The organism is Pedobacter quisquiliarum, from assembly GCF_014642175.1.
GTDB classification, from domain to species: domain Bacteria; phylum Bacteroidota; class Bacteroidia; order Sphingobacteriales; family Sphingobacteriaceae; genus Pedobacter; species Pedobacter quisquiliarum.
Genome location: NZ_BMIL01000001.1, coordinates 257788 through 276462, shown reverse-complemented (window position 1 = coordinate 276462; position 18675 = coordinate 257788). Strand labels below are relative to the sequence as shown.

Below are 18675 nucleotides of genomic sequence, written 5' to 3'. Positions count from 1 at the left end.
TTAGAAACATTGGCACACAGAAGCATGGCTCCGCAAAATGGAAGGCTTAAGAAGCAGTTGCTGATTAGTGGCGCCCTCGCAGCATTGATCTATTTCCTGGGCCTAAACTCCTGGCTTGTTGAACGGCTGTACAGTGATCAATTCTACAAGGTCGTTTCCAATGTTCAGCGACTCCTAAGCAGCATTTTTCCATTTTCACTGGGCGATGTGCTCTATGTGCTGCTCATCCTTTTTGTGCTGTTCCGAATAATCATTTACTACAGAAAGCTTAAAGCGTCAGGATTCAGCAGGCAAAGCTTGCTTGCTGCACCCTTAGGATTATTGAACTTCGGTTTGGTCCTATATATTGCTTTTAAGCTGTTATGGGGATTGAATTATTCACGGCCTTCCATTGCTGCACAGCTCAAGATTGGAAACGAAAAGTACACGCCGGCCCAGCTCGGCAGCTTGGCCAAATACCTGATAAAGCAAATCAACGCGGTGCAGCTAGAGCGGCTAAAGCAGCAAAATCCTGCATCGCAAACCTACACCGCATCAGAATTGGAGGCCCAGGCGGCGGCAGCTTACCAGGAAATGCAGGCTAAACATCCTTTCTTCAGCTACCGTCATCCGGCATTGAAAAAGGTGCTTAACACCTGGCTCATAACAAAGATCGGCTTGGAAGGCTACTACAACCCCCTTTCTGGTGAAGCCAATGTCAACATGAGAATTCCGGCACACGGACTGCCCTTTGTTGCCTGTCATGAAATTGCACATCAGCTGGGCGTCGGTCGTGAAGATGAAGCGAACCTGGTGGGCTATCTGGTTGCTGCGAATAGTAGGGATCTGAATTTCCGCTACTCGGCACTATACAGCGTGCTGCGCAACGTGCTGTTTGAACTCCGTGTAAAATCGCCAGAGGCCTATGAGCCGCTTGCAGCACTGATCAATGCGGAAACAAAGATTGATTTCCAGCGTGACAGAGCCTTCTGGTTGAAACACAACAGCGACATGTACGCGTACATGGATGTCGCGCTAGACAGTTTTCTAAAGCTGAATAACCAGCAAAAAGGGATCGACAGCTATCAGGATATTGTAATCTGGGTTTACAACCTTCACAAGAAAGCGCTATAGTACCGGCAATCCATCTGCCCTGGAGCGGATGACCATCATGATTCTCGCAATACTTGCGGCACGCAGCTTTGCATTCTCAGTCACCTCCCCTGCAAACAAAGCATCAAGTGTTTCATTGAACAAATGTAACCAACGATCGAAATGACGTTGCTCAACCGGCAGCTTCATGTGTTTGGGCATTGGATCATCCTTATACTTCCGCGTGTACAACAAGATGGTAGACCAAAAATCAACCATCCTAAGCAGGTGTGGCGCCCAGTTATCCTTAATGATTGGTTCGAATATTGGTCCTAAAAGTTTATCCGCACGTACCTTTGCATAGAACGTATGCACCAAGGTCGTCACGTCCTCTTCATTTACGATGTCTGTTTTGTCCACTTCCATAATCCTGCGCTTTTCTCAAAGCTATAACCTTCGTGCTACAATTGTGTCATCAGCAGCTATAATTGCGGTAAGATCATCACACATGCTTGCTTGAACGACAGCTTCGTCTAAAATAGGCTCTTAAGTGCATCCAGCTGTCTAAAACATTACAGCGGTAAAACAAATAAAGCCTAAAACATTTCTAAATTTGCAATTATGGCAAAGATATCCATTAACCTGGCTACAGGTTCTTTACAAAAGGAAGAGATTATTGTTGGTATTGACTTGGGTACAACCAACAGTCTGGTTGCATTTATAAATCCAGAGCAGAATCCACAAGTCATCAACGACACAGGTAAGGGTTTATTGGTACCATCTATTGTGCATTTCAATGGACTCGGCGATGCTGTTGTGGGTAACGATGCCAAATCTTTCCTGATCAGCGATCCCAGCAACACCATATTTTCTGTAAAGCGATTGCTTGGTCGTTCTTACAAGGATGTTGCAGATTATAAAGATACTTTCTCCTATAAAATTATAGACGACGATACAGAATCACTGGTAAAGATTCAGGCTGGCGACAAATTCTATACGCCGATTGAACTATCCGGTCTGATTTTAAAAGAGCTAAAAGACAGAGCAGAACACGCGCTGAAAACGCCGGTGAACCGCGCTGTAATTACCGTTCCAGCTTACTTCAACGACAGTCAACGTCAGGCTACCCGTGATGCGGGAAGGCTTGCCGGACTTGATGTATTAAGGATTGTTAACGAGCCTACCGCAGCGAGTTTAGCTTACGGCATTGGCCTTGATCCTACCCAAACTAAAACCATCGCGGTATACGACCTTGGTGGCGGAACTTTCGACGTTTCCATTCTGGCCATACAGAACGGGATTTTTGAAGTACTGGCTACAAATGGTAATACTTTCCTTGGTGGTGACGACTTTGACCGTGCGATTGTCCACTACTGGATTGAGCAGAACAAAATTAACCCCGAAGTACTCGCGGCAGATGCCGGATTAATGCAAACGCTACGCCTGAAAGCAGAAGCGGCAAAGGTGGCGCTAAGCACCCAGAACATTTACAACGAAAAACTTGAGACCAGCAACCCTGCCCTCGGCGAGGTTTGGTGCAGCATAACACGCATTAAATTTGAAGAACTGATCGCTTCAAAAGTGCAGGAAACCATTGACGCTTGTCAAAACGCACTTACTGATGCGAAACTGAGCATCTCTGATATAGATGAAGTGGTAATGGTTGGCGGATCAACCCGCACGCCATACGTTAAACAACAGGTTGCTACTTTCTTCGGCTTAACCCCACATGACCAGATCAATCCGGACGAGGTGGTGGCACTCGGTGCAGCCATTCAAGCGGATATCCTCGCTGGTAACCGCTCTGATATCCTTCTGCTTGATGTTACCCCTTTGTCACTAGGTATCGAAACCATGGGCGGACTTATGGATGTAATCATCCCGAGAAACTCGAAAGTGCCAACCAAAGCCGGCCGACAGTACACCACTTCACTTGATGGTCAGGTGAACATGAAGATTTCCGTATTCCAGGGTGAGCGTGACCTCGTATCTGAAAACCGGAAACTTGCGGAGTTCGACCTAAAAGGCATTCCTTCTATGCCTGCCGGTTTCCCTAAAGTAGACATTAACTTCATGCTTAATGCAGACGGAATTCTAACGGTGCAGGCCATTGAACTACGCTCTGGTGTGAAGCAGGAAATCGACATTACCCCATCATATGGGCTATCTGACGAGACAGTAGAGCAAATGCTGATCGATTCCATTACGCATGCTAAAAGTGATGTGGAACAGCGCATGCTGATTGAAGCAAGAAGTGAAGGTGAACAGCTGGTATATACTGCCGAACGCTTTATTGAGAAAAACGGATTCGTACTCACTGATGTGGAGAAAACAGAAACGCTTCAATATATTGCTGCGCTCAAAGACGCTCTTGCAACAGCTGAAAAGGACAACATCCTGAAAAAAGCGGATGAGCTGAATGAATTTACCCGCCCCTTTGCAGAGCGCCTGATGGACATTGCTGTTTCACAAGCAATGAAAGGTAAATCAATCGACTAAGAGCTTAATGTAATAAGATAAGTTTCCGTTTGTAGGATTTATTATAGCTCTACAAGCAGACTGACATACACTGGCGTAAATGAAACAAGCTTTTATTTACGCCATTTTTTTGATCTGCTGGTTCAGCCTGAGCAGCTGGGGCTTCTATGCACACATGCAGATCAACCAACTGGCCGTTTACACCTTAACACCTGAACTCGGGCGGTTCTTCAAGCGTAACATCAGGTACATTACTGAACATGCTGTTGATCCCGATAAGCGTCGTTATGCCGATACTCTAGAAGCCCCCCGGCATTACCTGGATGTGGAAGTGTACGAAAGTAATATCGACAGCATACCCCTTAAATGGGACGACGCCCTTCAAAAGTATGGACGCTCAAAATTACAGTCGAGTGGTACCCTACCCTGGCAGATTCAGATCAGCTACTACAAACTGGTTAATGCCTTTAAAGCCCGAGATTCCATTAAAATCTTATTGTATGCAGCTTACCTCGGGCACTACCTTGGCGATGCACACGTGCCCCTGCACACCACTGAAAACCACAATGGACAATTAACAAATCAGGCGGGTATTCATGCTTTCTGGGAAAGTCGCCTGCCCGAGCTGTTTGCAAAAGATTTCAACTTCGTAGTTGGCCGTGCCAGCTATATCGAGCAACCATTCATGGCGGCATGGAAGATTGTTAAACATACACATGGGCTTGTTGACAGCACCCTGCTTTTAGAAAAAGCACTGCGAACAGAATTCCCTGCCTTCAAACGATATAGCTATTCGAAACGTAAAGGCCAGGTGCTGAAGCAATACTCGGAAAGTTATTCCCGGGCGTATAGCCTTAAATTAAACCACATGGTGGAGAAACAGATGCGATCTTCTATTAAGGCCATAGGCGATTTCTGGTATTCCGCATGGATAGATGCAGGTCAACCCAAGATGGAAAATCTGATCAAGGTGGCGGACTCCGAATTGGAACAACAACGCGAAGAACGGCTAAACAATAAATATGAAGGTGGAAAGATTATCGGAAGAGAGAACTAAACTTCCGTTACTTTCTTCTTGCTGAACTTAGATTTTAAAGCCGCAAACACTGCAGGGAAGAAAGTAACAACTGCAATCACAAGAATTACAATGTCAAAGTTCTGTTTCACCACAGGGATCTGGCCTAAAAGATAACCCGCGAAAAGTAAACTTCCGATCCAGGTTACGCCACCGATGACGTTGTACATGGTAAATCTACCGAAAGGCATTTTAGCAACACCTGCCACGAAAGGCGCGATTGTACGGAAAATGGGTAAGAAACGACTGAAGATGATTGCTTTACCACCATGCTTCTCAAAAAACTCATGAGACTGGTAGTAATATTCTAATTTCAGAATTTTATTTTCAGCTTTGAAGACTTTCATGCCGAGCATGCTACCCAGCTTATAGTTAAGGGTATTTCCAGCAATTGCCGCAATGATTAACAGCACCAACATCACCCAAATGCTTAAACCAGTTTTATCACCTGCGATTAACGTTCCCATTGCGAACAACAAGGAATCTCCAGGTAAGAATGGGGTTACCACAAATCCGGTTTCTGCAAAAATGATCAGAAACAAAATCAAATATGTCCAGGTCTGGTACTCGCTAATAATGATTTCGAGGTGCTTATCTATATGCAGCAGGAAATCGACAAATTGTGCTAAAAATTCCAAAATAATCTTTTTTGTCAAAAATATAAATTTACAGTTGATTTCCGTGGAAACTCCATATTTAATATTGAATCTTACTTTGCTCTAACAAACCGCAACTGGATGTTCCTGATATTAAGTCAGAAAGACCAGGGAATAGATCATGGGATAACAGGGCCCCGACAGGGGGTCAACAGGGTCCCCACAGGGGGTTAACAGCGCCCCAGCCTAGTCAAGCCCCTGTGGCCCCCTGGTACACTGCTTGCGGAACATTTGTATGCCCTGTTTCATTTGCCTCAGCATCTACATTATGGCCAAAATCTCGGGCATAAAAAAACCCGGCGTAATAGCCGGGCTCCATTATATCGTGTAAAAAGACCTTAGTTGTAGTTGTTCAGCATTACAGGCATCACAAGCATCAACACGTCTTCATTTTCGTCATTGGTTTGCGGGATTAACAATCCTGCACGGTTTGGTGTAGACAATTCCAGCGTTACTTCTTCACCTGAAAGGTTGCCTAACATTTCGATCAGGAACCTTGCGTTAAAGCCGATTTCCAAATCCTCCCCTTCATATTGACAGCTTAAACGCTCATGCGCTTCATTTGCGAAATCCAGATCTTCCGAGGAAATGTTAAGTTCGCTTCCATTGATCTTTAAGCGAACCTGATGCGTAGTCTTGTTTGCGAAGATTACAACCCGTCTTAGCGTGTTTAAGAACAACGCGCGGTCGATCACCAACTTGTTCGGGTTATTAGCCGGGATAACGGCCTCGTAATCCGGATAGCGCTCGTCAATCAGACGACAAACCAGGTTGATGTTCTCAAAGTTGAAGAAAGCGCTGGTCGCGTTGTAATCTACTGAAACACTAACATCGGTATTTGGTAATGCTGCTTTTAACAAGGTTAAAGCTTTCTTAGGTAAGATAAAGGAAGCCGTTTTATCTGCCTTGCTGTCTTTACGACGGTATCTTACCAGTTTATGTGCGTCTGTAGCGACAAAAGTGATGTGCTGATCAGAGAGCTGACAGAACACGCCGGTCATTGCTGGGCGAAGTTCATCGTTGCTAACTGCGAATATGGTTTTGGTAATGGCTTCAGTTAATACAGAAGCAGGAAGCTCTACAGAAGATGCATTCTCTACAACAGGAATTTTAGGGAAGTCATCGCCATTTTCGCCGCTAAGCTTATACTTTCCGTCGCCTGCACTGATCTCAATAATGAAGGAATTGTCATCGATATTGAACGCGATCGGCTGATCTGGAAGGGTCTTTAAAGTGTCTAACAAGATCTTTGCTGGAATAGCAACTTTTCCGCCTTCTTTAGCTTCAACAGGCAGTGAAGTGGTCATACTGGTTTGTAAATCAGTTGCCGAGATTGTCAGGTTGCCATCGCTGATTTCAAAAAGGAAGTTCTCCAAAATTGGCAAAACAGTACTGCTGCTGGAGGCACCATTTACTGTCTGTAAATGTTTAAGTAGAGTAGATGTGGATACAATAAATCTCATAGTATGATCTTGTAAATCTCAAAAATATACAATTTTACCTTGTATACTTATATTTGCGATAATAATATTGAAAAATGCCGAATAACAGTAGGAAACCTATCGGAAGCAATGCATTCATTATCTGCCAGGTTAACTTTTCGGTTCTGACTTTCGTTTTATCGAGTAATCTCACCTTGATATCTTTGTTTCTCAGGGCAATTAAATTGTCTTCACTGGATAGATAATCTGCAATGTTCAGTAGCAAGGCTTTATTGCCGAAATTCTGCTGCGTGAAGCGGTCAAAACCCAATGGAAATACAGAATTGTCCGTCGCACTAACCTGATTTTTAAAGATATCACCATCACCAATGACGATCATCCGGGTTGGCTTACTTTTCTCAAAGTTTCCGTAGGATGTTGTGATGCCTTCAGGTAGTGTCCGGTTGTAGAACACCGAAGGGAAACTGCCTTCCATAAGCACCCCGACCGGTTTCGACGTGCTTGCATAATCCCGTGGATCCGGTTGCTCAGCAGCCATTTGCAGGGACAATAGTTTTGGTGCGTTATGGAGTTTGTTATAAGGTGAGGTTGATAAGATCGTTGTTTTATTTACCCCTTTCACGCCTATTGTATCTATGGTGCTTACAAACTCTGCACGTACGCCATCGATGTTCTTCACCAATGCCGAAGTGGTATCAGGCAGTAAAATAGGATAATATAGCCATGGGGCAAGTTGAATCTGGTTTTGGTTACCATCGCCCATGGCAAGCGGGATTTCTGCGCAGTTCGCATCCGCGACCAGGTTATAGTTGATTCTCGCACCATAGATGAACAACATGTCGTCGAGATTTAGTGCTTTATTAAAGGCAAGTTGTTCCGTCTTTCCACGAAGACTATCCAGGTCTGCACTAACCTGATCTATACTCCAGACCAGGCTACCGCCCTTCATAACAAAGTAGTCGAGCTTGTATTTTTCCGCCTCCGTAAAGGCACGCTGTGGCTTGGTTACAAACAATATCTTCAAGCGGTCGAGCCCGGCTTTATCAATAACTGCAAGATCCACCCTACCCGCTTCGTAAGTGGTAGAGAGTGACTTCAGGGCATCACTCAGCTGCAAATCTGAAAGTTCGCCATTACCTTCTGTGAAGCCAATTCTCGGGTTCTCCCCGGTAATTACTTTTTTAATCGCTGATGTGAAGGTATATTCCAGGTTCTGTATGGAACTGTTGATGTTATCTTCATAACTGCCTGCTGCGTCCATGTTCTGCAGAAGCTTTATTGGCAGCTGTCGGCCCTCGGAGGAAACTAATGCCATCGGGAAGATGGTTTTCTGCGCAAAGCCGTTGTCGTTTTTGATATTTAATGTAGTGGGTTCTATACCAACACTGTAGAGTCTGTTGATGACCGTGTCTTGTTCGTTTAAGGGTAATCCTGATATCGGATCCGCAAAAACAACATTTATCCGCACGTTCGCTAAGGCTTTATAATCGTTAAGCAGATCTGCAGTCGCCAGCTTTAAACGTCTGAAAGCTGCAGGTAAATCCCCATCCAGGAACACGGTAACATTAATCTCTTGTTTGGCCTGCTGGATAATAGCCTCCGTTTTTGGGTTCAGCGTGTATCTCTTTTCCCTGGTGAAGTCGATACGGGTATAAGCATATTGTGCAAGCACATTGACCAGAACAAGCAGCACAATTCCGGCTAGTAGTTTAGCCAGGCGACTTTTAAAGATTACCATTTCCGACCTCCGATCGTAAAGTGTGTCAACAGTAAAAAGAAGAAAACAAGGGTCAGGAAATAAACGGCATCTCGTGTGTCGAGCACGCCTCTACTAATAGATTGATAATGCTCATTTACACTCAGGAACATGAATAAGTCCTGCAAGCCTGTTAATAAGGCCATCTTCGCCATGGCGTCAAATCCATTGTACATGATGAAACAAAGAAAAACGGCAACAGCAAAGGCGATGACCTGGTTTTTGGTGATGGAAGAAGCAAAGATGCCGATTGCGGTGAAAGCTGCGCCAAGCAGTAGCAGGCCAATGTAGGAGCCGATGATGGCGCCTGTATCAACGTTACCCGCCGGCATGGCCAGCTTGGATATCGTATATCCGTATATTAAGGTTGGCACCAGGGAAAAAACCACCAGCACCAGACAAGCGAAGTATTTAGCCCCAATGATTTGCCATGATGTTAATGGTCGAGTCGCGAGTAGAATGTAGGTCCCTTCTCTCCTTTCTTCTGCAAAGGAGCGCATGCAGATGGCTGGAATCAGGAACATAAATAAGAATGGTGCGAGGCTGAAGAAGCCCGTAAGTTCTGCATAGCCATAATCCAGAATAGAAGTATCCGGAAAAAACCAGAGCAGTAATCCTGCTGCAAGCAAAAATATGCCGATGGTGATGTAAGCCATCAGGGAATTTAGCAGACTGAATAATTCTCTTTTAAATACTGCGTACATGCAATTGTGTCGTTGCCGAAGTTAGAAATTAATTATCAGGATGTGAGCTTTCTAAAAATATCCTCCAGGGAGTTGCTCTGGTGTGCGGCTTTTAGCGCTTCAATGGTTGCATTGGCAACAATCCTGCCTTTATGGATGATGATGACTTCATCACATACGGCTTCTACTTCCTGCATGATGTGCGTGGAGAGGATCACCGTTTTATCCTTGCCGAGTGTTCTGATCAATGCCCGGATTTCACTAAGCTGATTGGGATCCAGACCAGAGGTTGGCTCATCCAGGATCAATACCTTTGGATCATGAATAATGGCCTGTGCTAAACCAACCCTTTGTTTGTAGCCCTTGGAAAGCATGGAGATCTTTTTGAATTGTTCCAGATCAAGGCCCACGGCTTTGATCGTCTCCTTAACCTTGAGCTCCGGATCTTTCAATCCATAGGTGTTGGCAACAAACAGCAGGAATTCCTTAACATACATATCCGCATATAAAGGTGTTTGTTCCGGCAGATAGCCCATGATGCGCTTCACCTCGAGTGGCTGCTGTTGTACATCCAGGCCACAAAGCATGGCCTGACCGGATGTTGGTTCCAGATACCCGGCGAGCATCTTCATGGTTGTAGACTTACCAGCACCATTTGGTCCCAGAAAACCGATAATCCGCCCACTGCTTGCAGCAAAGCTGATGTTATCTACGGATTTCTGCTCACCGTAATGTTTTGATAAAGATTGGACCTTTATACTCACCTATTTTACTTTTAAATATTTGGTGCTTAACTTTTTGTCTGCACGGTACTGATCGAGTTCCCTGCCCGACTGCAGAATTTCATCTGTTGACAGGATATCCGCACCATCTGTAATAAGCTTATAGTAAACCTGTCTTCCGGGGTTTGCCGCAGCACTGCGGTCTAAGTTGCCCATGGTTCCTAGAATGCAGCTGATCCCTTTGCTATGCAAATACTTGTATACGTCCTTGTCTGGCGCACTTACACCTACAAACGCTACAATGCGATTATTCGGCACACCCATACCATTTAAACGCTCCAAATCGGCTTTACTACGCACCGATGCGGAGATCATCAGATCGGGTGCTAGCTTATGCACCTCTGCTGCCTGATTTGCATTATACGTGATGATGATGGAATTACTTTCAGACTTGGTCCTCCGTACGGCATCAATAATTTTGGTATAGGGTACTCCTTTTTTAATATCTATGGTAAAAATTACTTTGTTTTTCCCCCAGGCAAGTACTTCGGAAAGTGTTGGAATCTTAAAGTCGGTAACCGTACCTTCGTCATCCTTCAAACGAACTTGCTGAAGTTCCGCATAGGTGTAATTACCGATCGGTCCTGTGCCGGTGGTGGTGCGGTCGAGTTTATCATCATGCATGATCACCAGTGCAGAGTCTTTACTCAATGCAACATCAAACTCCACCACTACCGGTTGGTAGCTGATGGCATTTTCGAAAGTTTCTATACAGTTTTCAGGAAAACCTTTCATTGGTCCACCCCTATGCACACTTATTAAAGGGTAAGTCCCCTTTTTGGCATTTAGAAAATCACGAAGTTCTTTGGTATTATTGAAAGAGAGTTGATGTTTTTGCTGAGCACCTGCAGAAAGAGAAAGCAAGCAGGCTGCGATCACCAAAAGATTGAATCGTTTCATGTCCAAAAGTAACCCCAACTTTCTATATTTGCAATATTATGGCTAAAACTAATCACGACGAACAATTTAAGAATGTAATATCACATGCCAAGGAGTACGGTTTTGTATTTCAAAGCAGCGAGATTTATGATGGGCTTAGTGCCGTATATGATTACGGACAACTGGGTGCTGAATTAAAGAACAACATTAAAACGTATTGGTGGAAAGCCATGGTGCAGATGCATGAAAATATTGTGGGTATTGACTCGGCAATCTTTATGCATCCAAAGGTATGGAAAGCGAGCGGCCATGTGGATGGTTTCAATGATCCCATGATCGACAATAAAGACTCTAAAAAGAGATACCGTGCAGATCAGTTGCTGGAAGATAAGATCACCAGATATGAGAAAGACGGCAAAACAGATAAGGCAGCAAAACTGCAGGCGGACATGGATGCCGCTTTGGCATCAGATAATCTGGAGCAGTTGAAGGTGTTAATTGAAGAACATGAAATTGCATGTCCGGTAAGTGGCACCAGAAACTGGACGGAAGTGCGTCAGTTTAACCTGATGTTCAGCACGCAATTCGGCGCTATGGCGGAAGGTTCGGACGAAGTTTACCTACGTCCGGAGACGGCACAAGGGATCTTCGTGAACTTCCTTAACGTTCAAAAGACCGGCCGCATGAAGATTCCATTTGGAATTGCACAGATCGGTAAAGCATTCAGGAACGAAGTAATAGCTCGCCAGTTCATCATGCGTATGCGTGAGTTTGAACAGATGGAGATGCAATTCTTTGTTCGCCCGGGTGAGGATAAAAAATGGTTTGAATACTGGAAAGATGCACGTCTGAAGTGGCACCTTGCCTTGGGCTCGGATGAGGCACAATACCGCTACCACGATCATGCGAAGCTTGCACACTACGCAAATGCCGCAACTGATATTGAATTTGAATTCCCTTTTGGTTTCAAAGAAGTGGAAGGTATCCACAGCCGCACAGACTTTGATTTGACCCAGCACCAGGAGTTCTCGGGCAAGAAAATGCAGTACTTCGACAACGATCTGAACGAAGAAGGCAAACCTTATGGTAACTATGTACCATACGTTATTGAGACCTCTATTGGTCTTGACCGTATGTTCTTGCTAACCTTGATTAATGCCTTGGAAGAACAGGATCTGAGTGAAGGTGATAAAAAAGATAGCCGTACTTTATTACGCCTGCATCCATGCTTGGCACCCGTGAAAGTGGCCATTTTCCCGTTGACTAAAAAAGATGGTTTACCGGATAAAGCACGGGAAATCATGAACAGCCTGAAGTTCGATTTCAACTGCATTTATGAAGAGAAAGATGCAATCGGAAAACGTTACCGCAGACAAGATGCAATCGGTACGCCATTCTGCTTAACCGTAGATCACCAGACACTGGAAGATAATACGGTTACCATCCGTCATCGTGATACGATGGAGCAACAACGTATAGAAATCAAAGATCTTCAGGAAATCATTTCCAATAAAGTAAGCTGGAAGAATCTTTTAAGATAATTAGCAAAGCCCTGGCAAACCCCGCCAGGGCTTTTTTGTTATACGCTTTAAATCTTCAGATGATTGCTAAGCTGATCAGGTTTATTTTCTTCGGCAATTACTTCATTGGACTGCTTGCGATCGCCTTAACTCTTGAGGCTACCTTGCAGCTGCGTGTTCCATTTAACACCTTTACATACTACATCCTTATTTTTTGTGCACCTGTGGTCTATTATACCCACGCGTATATGGGTGCAACACGATACAGCCGTTCATCCAACCCCAGGGTCGCCTGGTTCATCAAACATCAGCAACTTCTGCGCTGGAGCCAGCGAATACTGTCAGCAACAGCGGTCTGTACTTTTCTTTTTCTTTTTATAAAGCATTTCAGCTCCATCTTGCATTTGCCCTGGTTTTACTGGGCAGGCGTGACGTTTATCCTAGTGGTTGCCATTCTTTACTATGGATTGCTTCCAGCATATTTTTTCAACCTTAATCTGCGGAATACGGGCTGGCTGAAACCTTTTATCATCGGGTTTATCTGGGCTTGCACCGCGAATGTTATTCCGCTGGTGGTACTGAAGATTGAAACCGGTATGGAATTCCCGCTAAGTGAATTCTGGCTTTGGTTGTTTGTGAAGAACTGGATGTTCTGTACGGTAAACGCCATTATGTTCGATATCAAGGACTATGAAATAGATGCGAATAAGGAACTGAAGACCTTCGTGGTTCAATTTGGGATTCACAAGACCATTTTCTTTATACTCCTACCCTTACTGATCATCGGCATGTTTAGCTTACTGGCTTTTACCAGTTATGAACACCTTCCAGTGAAGCAGGTTACGCTGAATTTTATACCATTTGCACTTACCCTACTCGTTGCCTTCTCATTGAACCTTAAGAAACCCATATTATACTACCTCGTGGTTATTGATGGGCTAATCTTGTTTAAAGCCACCTGTGGCATCGCCGGAGCCTTACTATGAGCAGGAACAACTATGACCGGATTGCTGGTGCGTACGACTTTTTAAGTCGGCTGATCTTTCAAAGTGCACAGGTAAATGCCCAGATTGAACAGCTGAAGTACCTTAAAGCAGCATCCTCAATATTGATTGTAGGTGGTGGTACGGGTTGGATACTGGAAGAGCTTGCAAAAGCACAACCCAGTGGATTGCAGATTACCTATGTAGAACTTTCAGAACAGATGCTGAAGCTGGCACAACAACGAAATGTTGGCGCTAACCAGGTGCACTTTGTGCACAGTAGCATAACGGAGTACAGCAGCAAGCAGCAATTTGATGTTATACATACTGCATTTCTTTTCGATAATTTCAAGGATAGCGATGCTTCATCCGTATTCAAGGCGCTTAATAAACAACTAAAAGCTGGTGGCCTTTGGTTTTATACGGACTTTAAAGTAGATGCTGGTGGTAACAGCTGGTGGAAGACTGCCTTATTGGGGTTGATGTATGCCTTTTTCAGGAGGATTGCAGCGGTAGAAGCGAAAGATTTGCCAGGGATGGAAGGACGATTTGCTCGTGGCGGATTGCACATTATTGAACAAAAAAGGTATTACAAGGGCTTCATTGAATCGATAATTTTTCAAAAATCCATGAAAATCCCTACCTTCATCGAAAATTTAGAATCATGAGCAACACAGATTTAGCCTTACTTTTTGGAATTTGCAGTATCATCATTTTTATCACTGCGTTATATTTAACATTCGTAAAGAATAGAGTACGCTAGTTACCAAGGTATTAATGGAAGAAACCAGACCGATAGTGCTGCTCAATGCTGAAGAGCAGCGTGTGCTGGGTGCCCTGCTGGAAAAGAGCAGGACGACACCGGATTATTATCCGATGACCATTAATTCCCTCACCGCAGCCTGCAATCAGAAAACGTCCAGAAATCCCGTTGTAAACTATAGCGAGGAAACGGTTACCCTTACGCTGAATGCGTTGAAGATTAAAGGACTTGCAAGCACCGTTACCGCAGCTGGCAGCAGAGCGGTGAAATGGAAACATAATCTTGCCATTTATTATCCCCTGCTTCCTGCTGACTTGTCTATATTATGCCTGCTTTTGCTGCGTGGGCCACTTACACCAGGTGAAATCAATACCAGCGCCGGCCGGCTATATGAATTTGAAACCATTGAAGCCGTTCAGGAAAATCTTCAGCGCCTGGCAAGTTCGGAGCCTGCCTTTGTAAAACAACTTCAGAAAAGACCCGGGCAAAAGGAAGCCAGGTATATGCAGGTTTTTGGCGGCTCAACAGCCGAGGAACCAATGGAAGCATCTAACGATTTCGATGGGGCCCTGAACACCGAACTGGAAGAACGGGTCGCCAGATTAGAAGCTGAAGTAAAGGAACTCAAGGCAATTCTCGACCAACTTCTTTAAAGCAATTATAAACTTTATGGCTTTGTTTGCGTCTTAAATGTACAGGCAGTGTATTAAACGCTGCTGATTTACGTTTAGGGAACATGAAATCTATTCTTTTCGCGCTTTTACTTTCCATATCCATTTCCGCCGGGGCTGCTATCCACAAAGATTCGGTCACAACCTATATACTTGAGGACAAAGACCTTGAAAAACAAGCCGCCAGTAAATGGACGCCCGCAGAACTTGAGCGTGCAAACACCGCAAAGAACGTAAAGTATCTAAATGCAGAAGAAAAGAAGATCATCTTCTATATGAACCTTGCCAGAATGGATGGTAAGCGCTTTTTCGACACCTATTTTCAACAATATATTGATGAACACAATCTTCGCATGAAGCAATACAGCAACTACCGCGAAGTTCGTGTAAGTCGCAACGACCCTTATTACCGCGGACTCGAGCAGGACTTGCGGGATGTTAAGGACCTTGGCTTATTGTACCCCGACGAAACGTTGACGTACGTAGCGCAGCAACATGGGAAAGACATGAACAAGCGGAACCTTGCGGGTCACAACTCTTCTGACGGCAGAACAATGGTAGACCGGATTCAGAAGTACTATCCTAACCGTGGCATGGCAGAAAATCTGGCTTTCGGCTTTTCTTCCGGACTGGCAAATGTAAGTTTATTGTTATTGGACAAAGGGGTCGCTGATCTTGGTCACCGTAAGAACATCCTGAATAAGACACTAGGGATCAACATTGTAGGTGTGAGTATTCAGCCACACCCGCATTACAAGTACTCTGCTACCATCGACTTTGTTGCCATCCCAAACCTGAAGATTCCACAATAAATCTGTCGTGGAGTTTTGAAATTGGTAGCCATTAGCTACTTTCGTGCAGAAACAAATTATGCGTAAAGCGATCCTGAGCCTGATAGACTTCTTTTATCCCCCATTTTCCCGATGGATTTCACAGCATACATTCAGGTATCTGGCTACAGGTGGAACCACCTTTGCCGCAGGGATTGTCATTTATTACGTTGCCTATAACTTTGTACTTAAGCAGCAAGACATTCGCTTAGGCAGCCTGCTAGTTACCGCCCCAATTGCTGCACTGGCGATTGAATCCATCATTACCTTTTTAATCGGCTTTCTACTTAACAAGTATTTGGTATTTACGCAGTCGAACTTAAAAGGCAGGGTTCAGCTATTTCGCTATGGCTCGGTTGTGGTGACGAACATCATGCTGAATTATGCATTTATCAAGGTTATGGTTGAAGCATTTGCGTTCTATCCCACCATTGCCAAGTTTTTGACCTCCATAATTCTGGCGGTTTTCAGTTACTTCTCTCAAAAACATTTTTCGTTCCGCGTAAAGAAATAAAACCGGTACAGACATTTGATTTTTTTCCTTGTGTTCCTTTGATTAAGCGACTATATTGGGCTTAACACCAATTTAATGTACAGTGATGAGCGATTTTAATGACTTCAACAATCCGCAGGTAAGGAACTTACCAAGGCATTTAAGACAGTTTATTGTAGAGCAGCATTACGAGAAATATACCCCGATAGATCAGGCGGTATGGCGCTACGTAATGCGTAAGAACTACAGTTACTTAAAAGATGTTGCTTATTATCCATATATAAAAGGTCTTCAACGTGCTGGTCTGAGTATCGAGTTTATTCCGGACATGCAAACCATGAATGACAACCTCGCCAAATTGGGCTGGGGTGCGGTAAATGTTGACGGGTTTATTCCGCCAGCAGCATTTATGGAATATCAGGCATACCGGGTGCTGGTTATTGCAGCCGACATCAGACAACTAAATCACATTGAATATACACCTGCTCCTGATATTATTCATGAGTCGGCAGGCCATGCACCCATCATCGCAGATGCGGCCTACAACAGCTACCTCAGCTATTTTGGTTCCATTGGCGCGAAGGCAATGTTTTCTGCTAAGGACTTTGAACTGTATGAAGCCATTCGCCACCTCTCCATCTTAAAAGAGGCGCTGAACGTTGATGAAGCAGAAATACTTGCTGCAGAGCAACATTTGAATACGGTTGCGGAAAACATGGGTGCACCATCAGAGATGGCCCTGCTTGGCAGGTTGCACTGGTGGACCGTAGAATATGGGCTGATTGGAACGCTGGAAGATCCAAAGATCTATGGTGCCGGCCTGTTATCGTCCATTGGCGAAAGTGCCAGTTGTATGTCTGATGAGGTTAAAAAGATATGGTACAGCATAGATACCGTGAACTACCAGTACGACATTACGAAAACGCAGCCGCAGCTGTTTGTTACCGAGAGCTTCCAAAATCTGATTGACGTCCTGGAACAATATGCAGACACCATGGCTTTCCGTCGTGGTGGTGCGGAGAGTGTACAAAAGGCGATTGACTGTAAGAACCCCGCGACTGCGGTTTACAGCTCCGGGCTACAGGTAACGGGTACATTTACAGAAATGAAGACCGATGAAAGTGCGGCTTTAACTTTTATCAAAACCACAGGCCCCTCTGCATTAGCCTTTGAAAACAAACAACTCGAGGGGCATGGTAAGCACTACCATAAAGATGGTTTCTCCTCTCCTGTTGGCAGGTTAAAAGGTGCTGCTAAGTCCTTAGAAGATTACAGCACTGAAGAGCTGATTGCGGCTGGCATCGTGGTGGGTCAGCAATGTACACTTGAATTTGACAGTGGTATTCAGCTGCGTGCGGAGGTTTCCAACATCATCAAAAAAGGCGATAAACTGTTGTTAATCAGCTTCAAAGATTGCACGTTAACTGAAGTAACGCGAACAGTCCTTTTTCAACCTGAATGGGGCATGTATGATATGGCTATAGGTGATCGTATTGTTTCCGTGTTTAATGGTGCGGCTGACAAAGATGCCTATGAAGAGATTACCTATGTTAGCCAAAAGCAGACGCACCAGATTCAGTATGATGCGCCGATGCAGCAACTACACCAGCTGTATCAGGATGTTAGAACCATACGCGAGACGGATAAAGGGCATGAGGGTCTTGAAGCAATCTTCAACAACTTAAAAACTGCGTATTCCGACGACTGGTTGTGTGGCCTGGAGATTTTGGAGATCCTGGATCACAAGCAAACCAACCCTGAACTGGAAGCATTGGTAAGGGCATGGCTGGTTGAAAAGGCTGAAAATGAACCTGAACATAGAAAACTAATTGTAGACGGCTTGCATGTTATTGCAAATCCGGTTACGCAACTGATTATACAAGAATAAAGAATGAATATAATTTTAACTGGTGCAAGCAGCGGAATTGGCTTTGAAGCAGCACTTGAACTTTCCCTGAATTCGGAAAACAAAATCGTGTGTATTGCACGATCAGCGGAAAAGCTGCGTAAGCTGCTGGAAATTGGCCGCAGCATTAATCCCGACTGTACCATTTACCCTGTGGAGTTTGATATTGTAATGGACGATTACGCCGCACTGATGCCTTTTCTGAAGGAACGTCTGGGGCATGTGGACATCCTGATTAATAATGCAGGCGCACTGATCAATAAACCTTTTCTGGAAACGACAGCGAACGACCTTGCAGATATGTACCAAAGCAATGTGCTGGGGCATTTTAATATGATTAAAAATGTGCTACCCCTGATGCCGGCCGGTGGTCACATTGTAAACATCGGAAGTATGGGTGGCTACCAGGGCAGCGTGAAATTTCCTGGACTTGCCGCGTATTCTGCTAGTAAATCAGCTTTACATACCCTTACAGAGTGCCTGGCTTTTGAGTTGGCTGATACCGGCATCAAGATTAACTGTCTGGCTTTAGGATCTGCGCAAACGGAGATGCTTGAAGCTGCATTTCCGGGTTATGAATCTCCGGTGATGGCTTTTGAGATGGGCAAATATGTAGCTGATTTTGCAAGAACAGGGCACAAATTTTTCAATGGAAAGGTGTTGCCCGTCGCGGTAACAACACCTTAA

Annotated in this window: 18 protein-coding genes; 11 read left to right on the top strand and 7 right to left on the bottom strand. The window is 44.6% G+C overall.

Annotation, left to right across the window (positions count from 1 at the left end; all coding sequences use genetic code 11):
• The first annotated feature begins 24 nt into the window (after positions 1-24).
• Complete coding sequence (locus IEW69_RS01205; RefSeq protein ID WP_188624992.1) at positions 25-1113, top strand: DUF3810 domain-containing protein; 1089 nt, start codon at positions 25-27, stop codon at positions 1111-1113.
• Here IEW69_RS01205 and IEW69_RS01200 read toward each other — a convergent pair.
• Positions 1108-1497 carry a group III truncated hemoglobin gene (locus IEW69_RS01200; RefSeq protein ID WP_188624991.1) on the bottom strand — a complete coding sequence of 130 codons (390 nt, stop codon included), beginning with the start codon at positions 1495-1497 and terminating at the stop codon, positions 1108-1110. The two genes, IEW69_RS01205 and IEW69_RS01200, sit on opposite strands and share 6 nt — an antisense overlap.
• Positions 1498-1692: 195 nt before the next feature.
• Here IEW69_RS01200 and dnaK point away from each other — a divergent pair, with 195 nt between their 5' ends.
• Positions 1693-3570 carry a molecular chaperone DnaK gene (gene dnaK / locus IEW69_RS01195; RefSeq protein ID WP_188624990.1) on the top strand — a complete coding sequence of 626 codons (1878 nt, stop codon included), beginning with the start codon at positions 1693-1695 and terminating at the stop codon, positions 3568-3570.
• Positions 3571-3649: 79 nt separating this feature from the next.
• Positions 3650-4606, top strand: a complete 957-nt coding sequence (locus IEW69_RS01190) for a zinc dependent phospholipase C family protein (RefSeq protein ID WP_188624989.1) — start codon at positions 3650-3652, stop codon at positions 4604-4606.
• Here the strand turns inward: IEW69_RS01190 and IEW69_RS01185 are convergent.
• From IEW69_RS01185 to IEW69_RS01160, 6 genes are all read right to left on the bottom strand, one after another.
• Positions 4603-5262 carry a DedA family protein gene (locus tag IEW69_RS01185; RefSeq protein WP_188624988.1) on the bottom strand — a complete coding sequence of 220 codons (660 nt, stop codon included), beginning with the start codon at positions 5260-5262 and terminating at the stop codon, positions 4603-4605. The genes IEW69_RS01190 and IEW69_RS01185 overlap by 4 nt on opposite strands.
• Before the next feature lie 356 nt (positions 5263-5618).
• Positions 5619-6743 (bottom strand): DNA polymerase III subunit beta, encoded by a 1125-nt coding sequence (gene dnaN / locus IEW69_RS01180; RefSeq protein WP_188624987.1) that lies wholly within the window; start codon positions 6741-6743, stop codon positions 5619-5621.
• A 34-nt stretch (positions 6744-6777) separates the two neighbouring features.
• A complete protein-coding gene (gene gldG / locus IEW69_RS01175; RefSeq protein WP_188624986.1) occupies positions 6778-8460 on the bottom strand; it encodes a gliding motility-associated ABC transporter substrate-binding protein GldG in 1683 nt (560 codons plus the stop codon).
• A complete protein-coding gene (gldF, locus tag IEW69_RS01170; protein ID WP_188624985.1) occupies positions 8454-9182 on the bottom strand; it encodes a gliding motility-associated ABC transporter permease subunit GldF in 729 nt (242 codons plus the stop codon). Before gldF ends, gldG begins: the two co-directional genes overlap by 7 nt.
• A 35-nt stretch (positions 9183-9217) precedes the next feature.
• A complete protein-coding gene (locus IEW69_RS01165; protein WP_188624984.1) occupies positions 9218-9925 on the bottom strand; it encodes an ATP-binding cassette domain-containing protein in 708 nt (235 codons plus the stop codon).
• A complete protein-coding gene (locus IEW69_RS01160) occupies positions 9926-10843 on the bottom strand; it encodes a glycerophosphodiester phosphodiesterase family protein (protein ID WP_188624983.1) in 918 nt (305 codons plus the stop codon).
• Positions 10844-10881: 38 nt separating this feature from the next.
• Here IEW69_RS01160 and IEW69_RS01155 point away from each other — a divergent pair, with 38 nt between their 5' ends.
• The 8 genes from IEW69_RS01155 to IEW69_RS01120 all read left to right on the top strand — a co-directional run bounded on the left by IEW69_RS01155 (position 10882) and on the right by IEW69_RS01120 (position 18675).
• Positions 10882-12363: a glycine--tRNA ligase gene (locus IEW69_RS01155; RefSeq protein ID WP_188624982.1), complete on the top strand. Its 1482-nt coding sequence runs from the start codon at positions 10882-10884 to the stop codon at positions 12361-12363.
• Positions 12364-12422: 59 nt separating this feature from the next.
• Positions 12423-13328, top strand: a complete 906-nt coding sequence (locus IEW69_RS01150; protein WP_188624981.1) for a UbiA prenyltransferase family protein — start codon at positions 12423-12425, stop codon at positions 13326-13328.
• The gene (locus tag IEW69_RS01145; protein ID WP_188624980.1) at positions 13325-13993 is read left to right on the top strand and encodes a class I SAM-dependent methyltransferase; all 669 of its coding nucleotides are present in this window, start codon (positions 13325-13327) and stop codon (positions 13991-13993) included. Before IEW69_RS01150 ends, IEW69_RS01145 begins: the two co-directional genes overlap by 4 nt.
• A 109-nt stretch (positions 13994-14102) precedes the next feature.
• Positions 14103-14741 (top strand): YceH family protein, encoded by a 639-nt coding sequence (locus IEW69_RS01140; protein ID WP_188624979.1) that lies wholly within the window; start codon positions 14103-14105, stop codon positions 14739-14741.
• Positions 14742-14824: 83 nt separating this feature from the next.
• Positions 14825-15571, top strand: coding sequence for a CAP domain-containing protein (locus IEW69_RS01135; protein WP_188624978.1), 747 nt, complete (start codon positions 14825-14827; stop codon positions 15569-15571).
• Positions 15572-15629: 58 nt separating this feature from the next.
• Complete coding sequence (locus IEW69_RS01130) at positions 15630-16103, top strand: GtrA family protein (protein WP_188624977.1); 474 nt, start codon at positions 15630-15632, stop codon at positions 16101-16103.
• An 85-nt stretch (positions 16104-16188) separates the two neighbouring features.
• Entirely contained in the window at positions 16189-17970 is a 1782-nt protein-coding gene (locus tag IEW69_RS01125; protein WP_188624976.1) for an aromatic amino acid hydroxylase, read from the top strand.
• Between the two features lie 3 nt (positions 17971-17973).
• Complete coding sequence (locus IEW69_RS01120) at positions 17974-18675, top strand: SDR family oxidoreductase (protein ID WP_188624975.1); 702 nt, start codon at positions 17974-17976, stop codon at positions 18673-18675.

Coding starts and splice junctions, on each gene's coding strand:
- IEW69_RS01190 (WP_188624989.1), top strand. CDS start 3,650: ATGAAACAAGCTTTTATTTACGCCATTTTTTTGATCTGCTGGTTCAGC.
- IEW69_RS01200 (WP_188624991.1), bottom strand. CDS start 1,497: ATGGAAGTGGACAAAACAGACATCGTAAATGAAGAGGACGTGACGACC.
- dnaN (WP_188624987.1), bottom strand. CDS start 6,743: ATGAGATTTATTGTATCCACATCTACTCTACTTAAACATTTACAGACA.
- IEW69_RS01125 (WP_188624976.1), top strand. CDS start 16,189: ATGAGCGATTTTAATGACTTCAACAATCCGCAGGTAAGGAACTTACCA.
- gldF (WP_188624985.1), bottom strand. CDS start 9,182: ATGTACGCAGTATTTAAAAGAGAATTATTCAGTCTGCTAAATTCCCTG.
- dnaK (WP_188624990.1), top strand. CDS start 1,693: ATGGCAAAGATATCCATTAACCTGGCTACAGGTTCTTTACAAAAGGAA.
- IEW69_RS01140 (WP_188624979.1), top strand. CDS start 14,103: ATGGAAGAAACCAGACCGATAGTGCTGCTCAATGCTGAAGAGCAGCGT.
- gldG (WP_188624986.1), bottom strand. CDS start 8,460: ATGGTAATCTTTAAAAGTCGCCTGGCTAAACTACTAGCCGGAATTGTG.
- IEW69_RS01135 (WP_188624978.1), top strand. CDS start 14,825: ATGAAATCTATTCTTTTCGCGCTTTTACTTTCCATATCCATTTCCGCC.
- IEW69_RS01145 (WP_188624980.1), top strand. CDS start 13,325: ATGAGCAGGAACAACTATGACCGGATTGCTGGTGCGTACGACTTTTTA.
- IEW69_RS01130 (WP_188624977.1), top strand. CDS start 15,630: ATGCGTAAAGCGATCCTGAGCCTGATAGACTTCTTTTATCCCCCATTT.
- IEW69_RS01120 (WP_188624975.1), top strand. CDS start 17,974: ATGAATATAATTTTAACTGGTGCAAGCAGCGGAATTGGCTTTGAAGCA.
- IEW69_RS01150 (WP_188624981.1), top strand. CDS start 12,423: ATGATTGCTAAGCTGATCAGGTTTATTTTCTTCGGCAATTACTTCATT.
- IEW69_RS01160 (WP_188624983.1), bottom strand. CDS start 10,843: ATGAAACGATTCAATCTTTTGGTGATCGCAGCCTGCTTGCTTTCTCTT.
- IEW69_RS01205 (WP_188624992.1), top strand. CDS start 25: ATGGCTCCGCAAAATGGAAGGCTTAAGAAGCAGTTGCTGATTAGTGGC.
- IEW69_RS01155 (WP_188624982.1), top strand. CDS start 10,882: ATGGCTAAAACTAATCACGACGAACAATTTAAGAATGTAATATCACAT.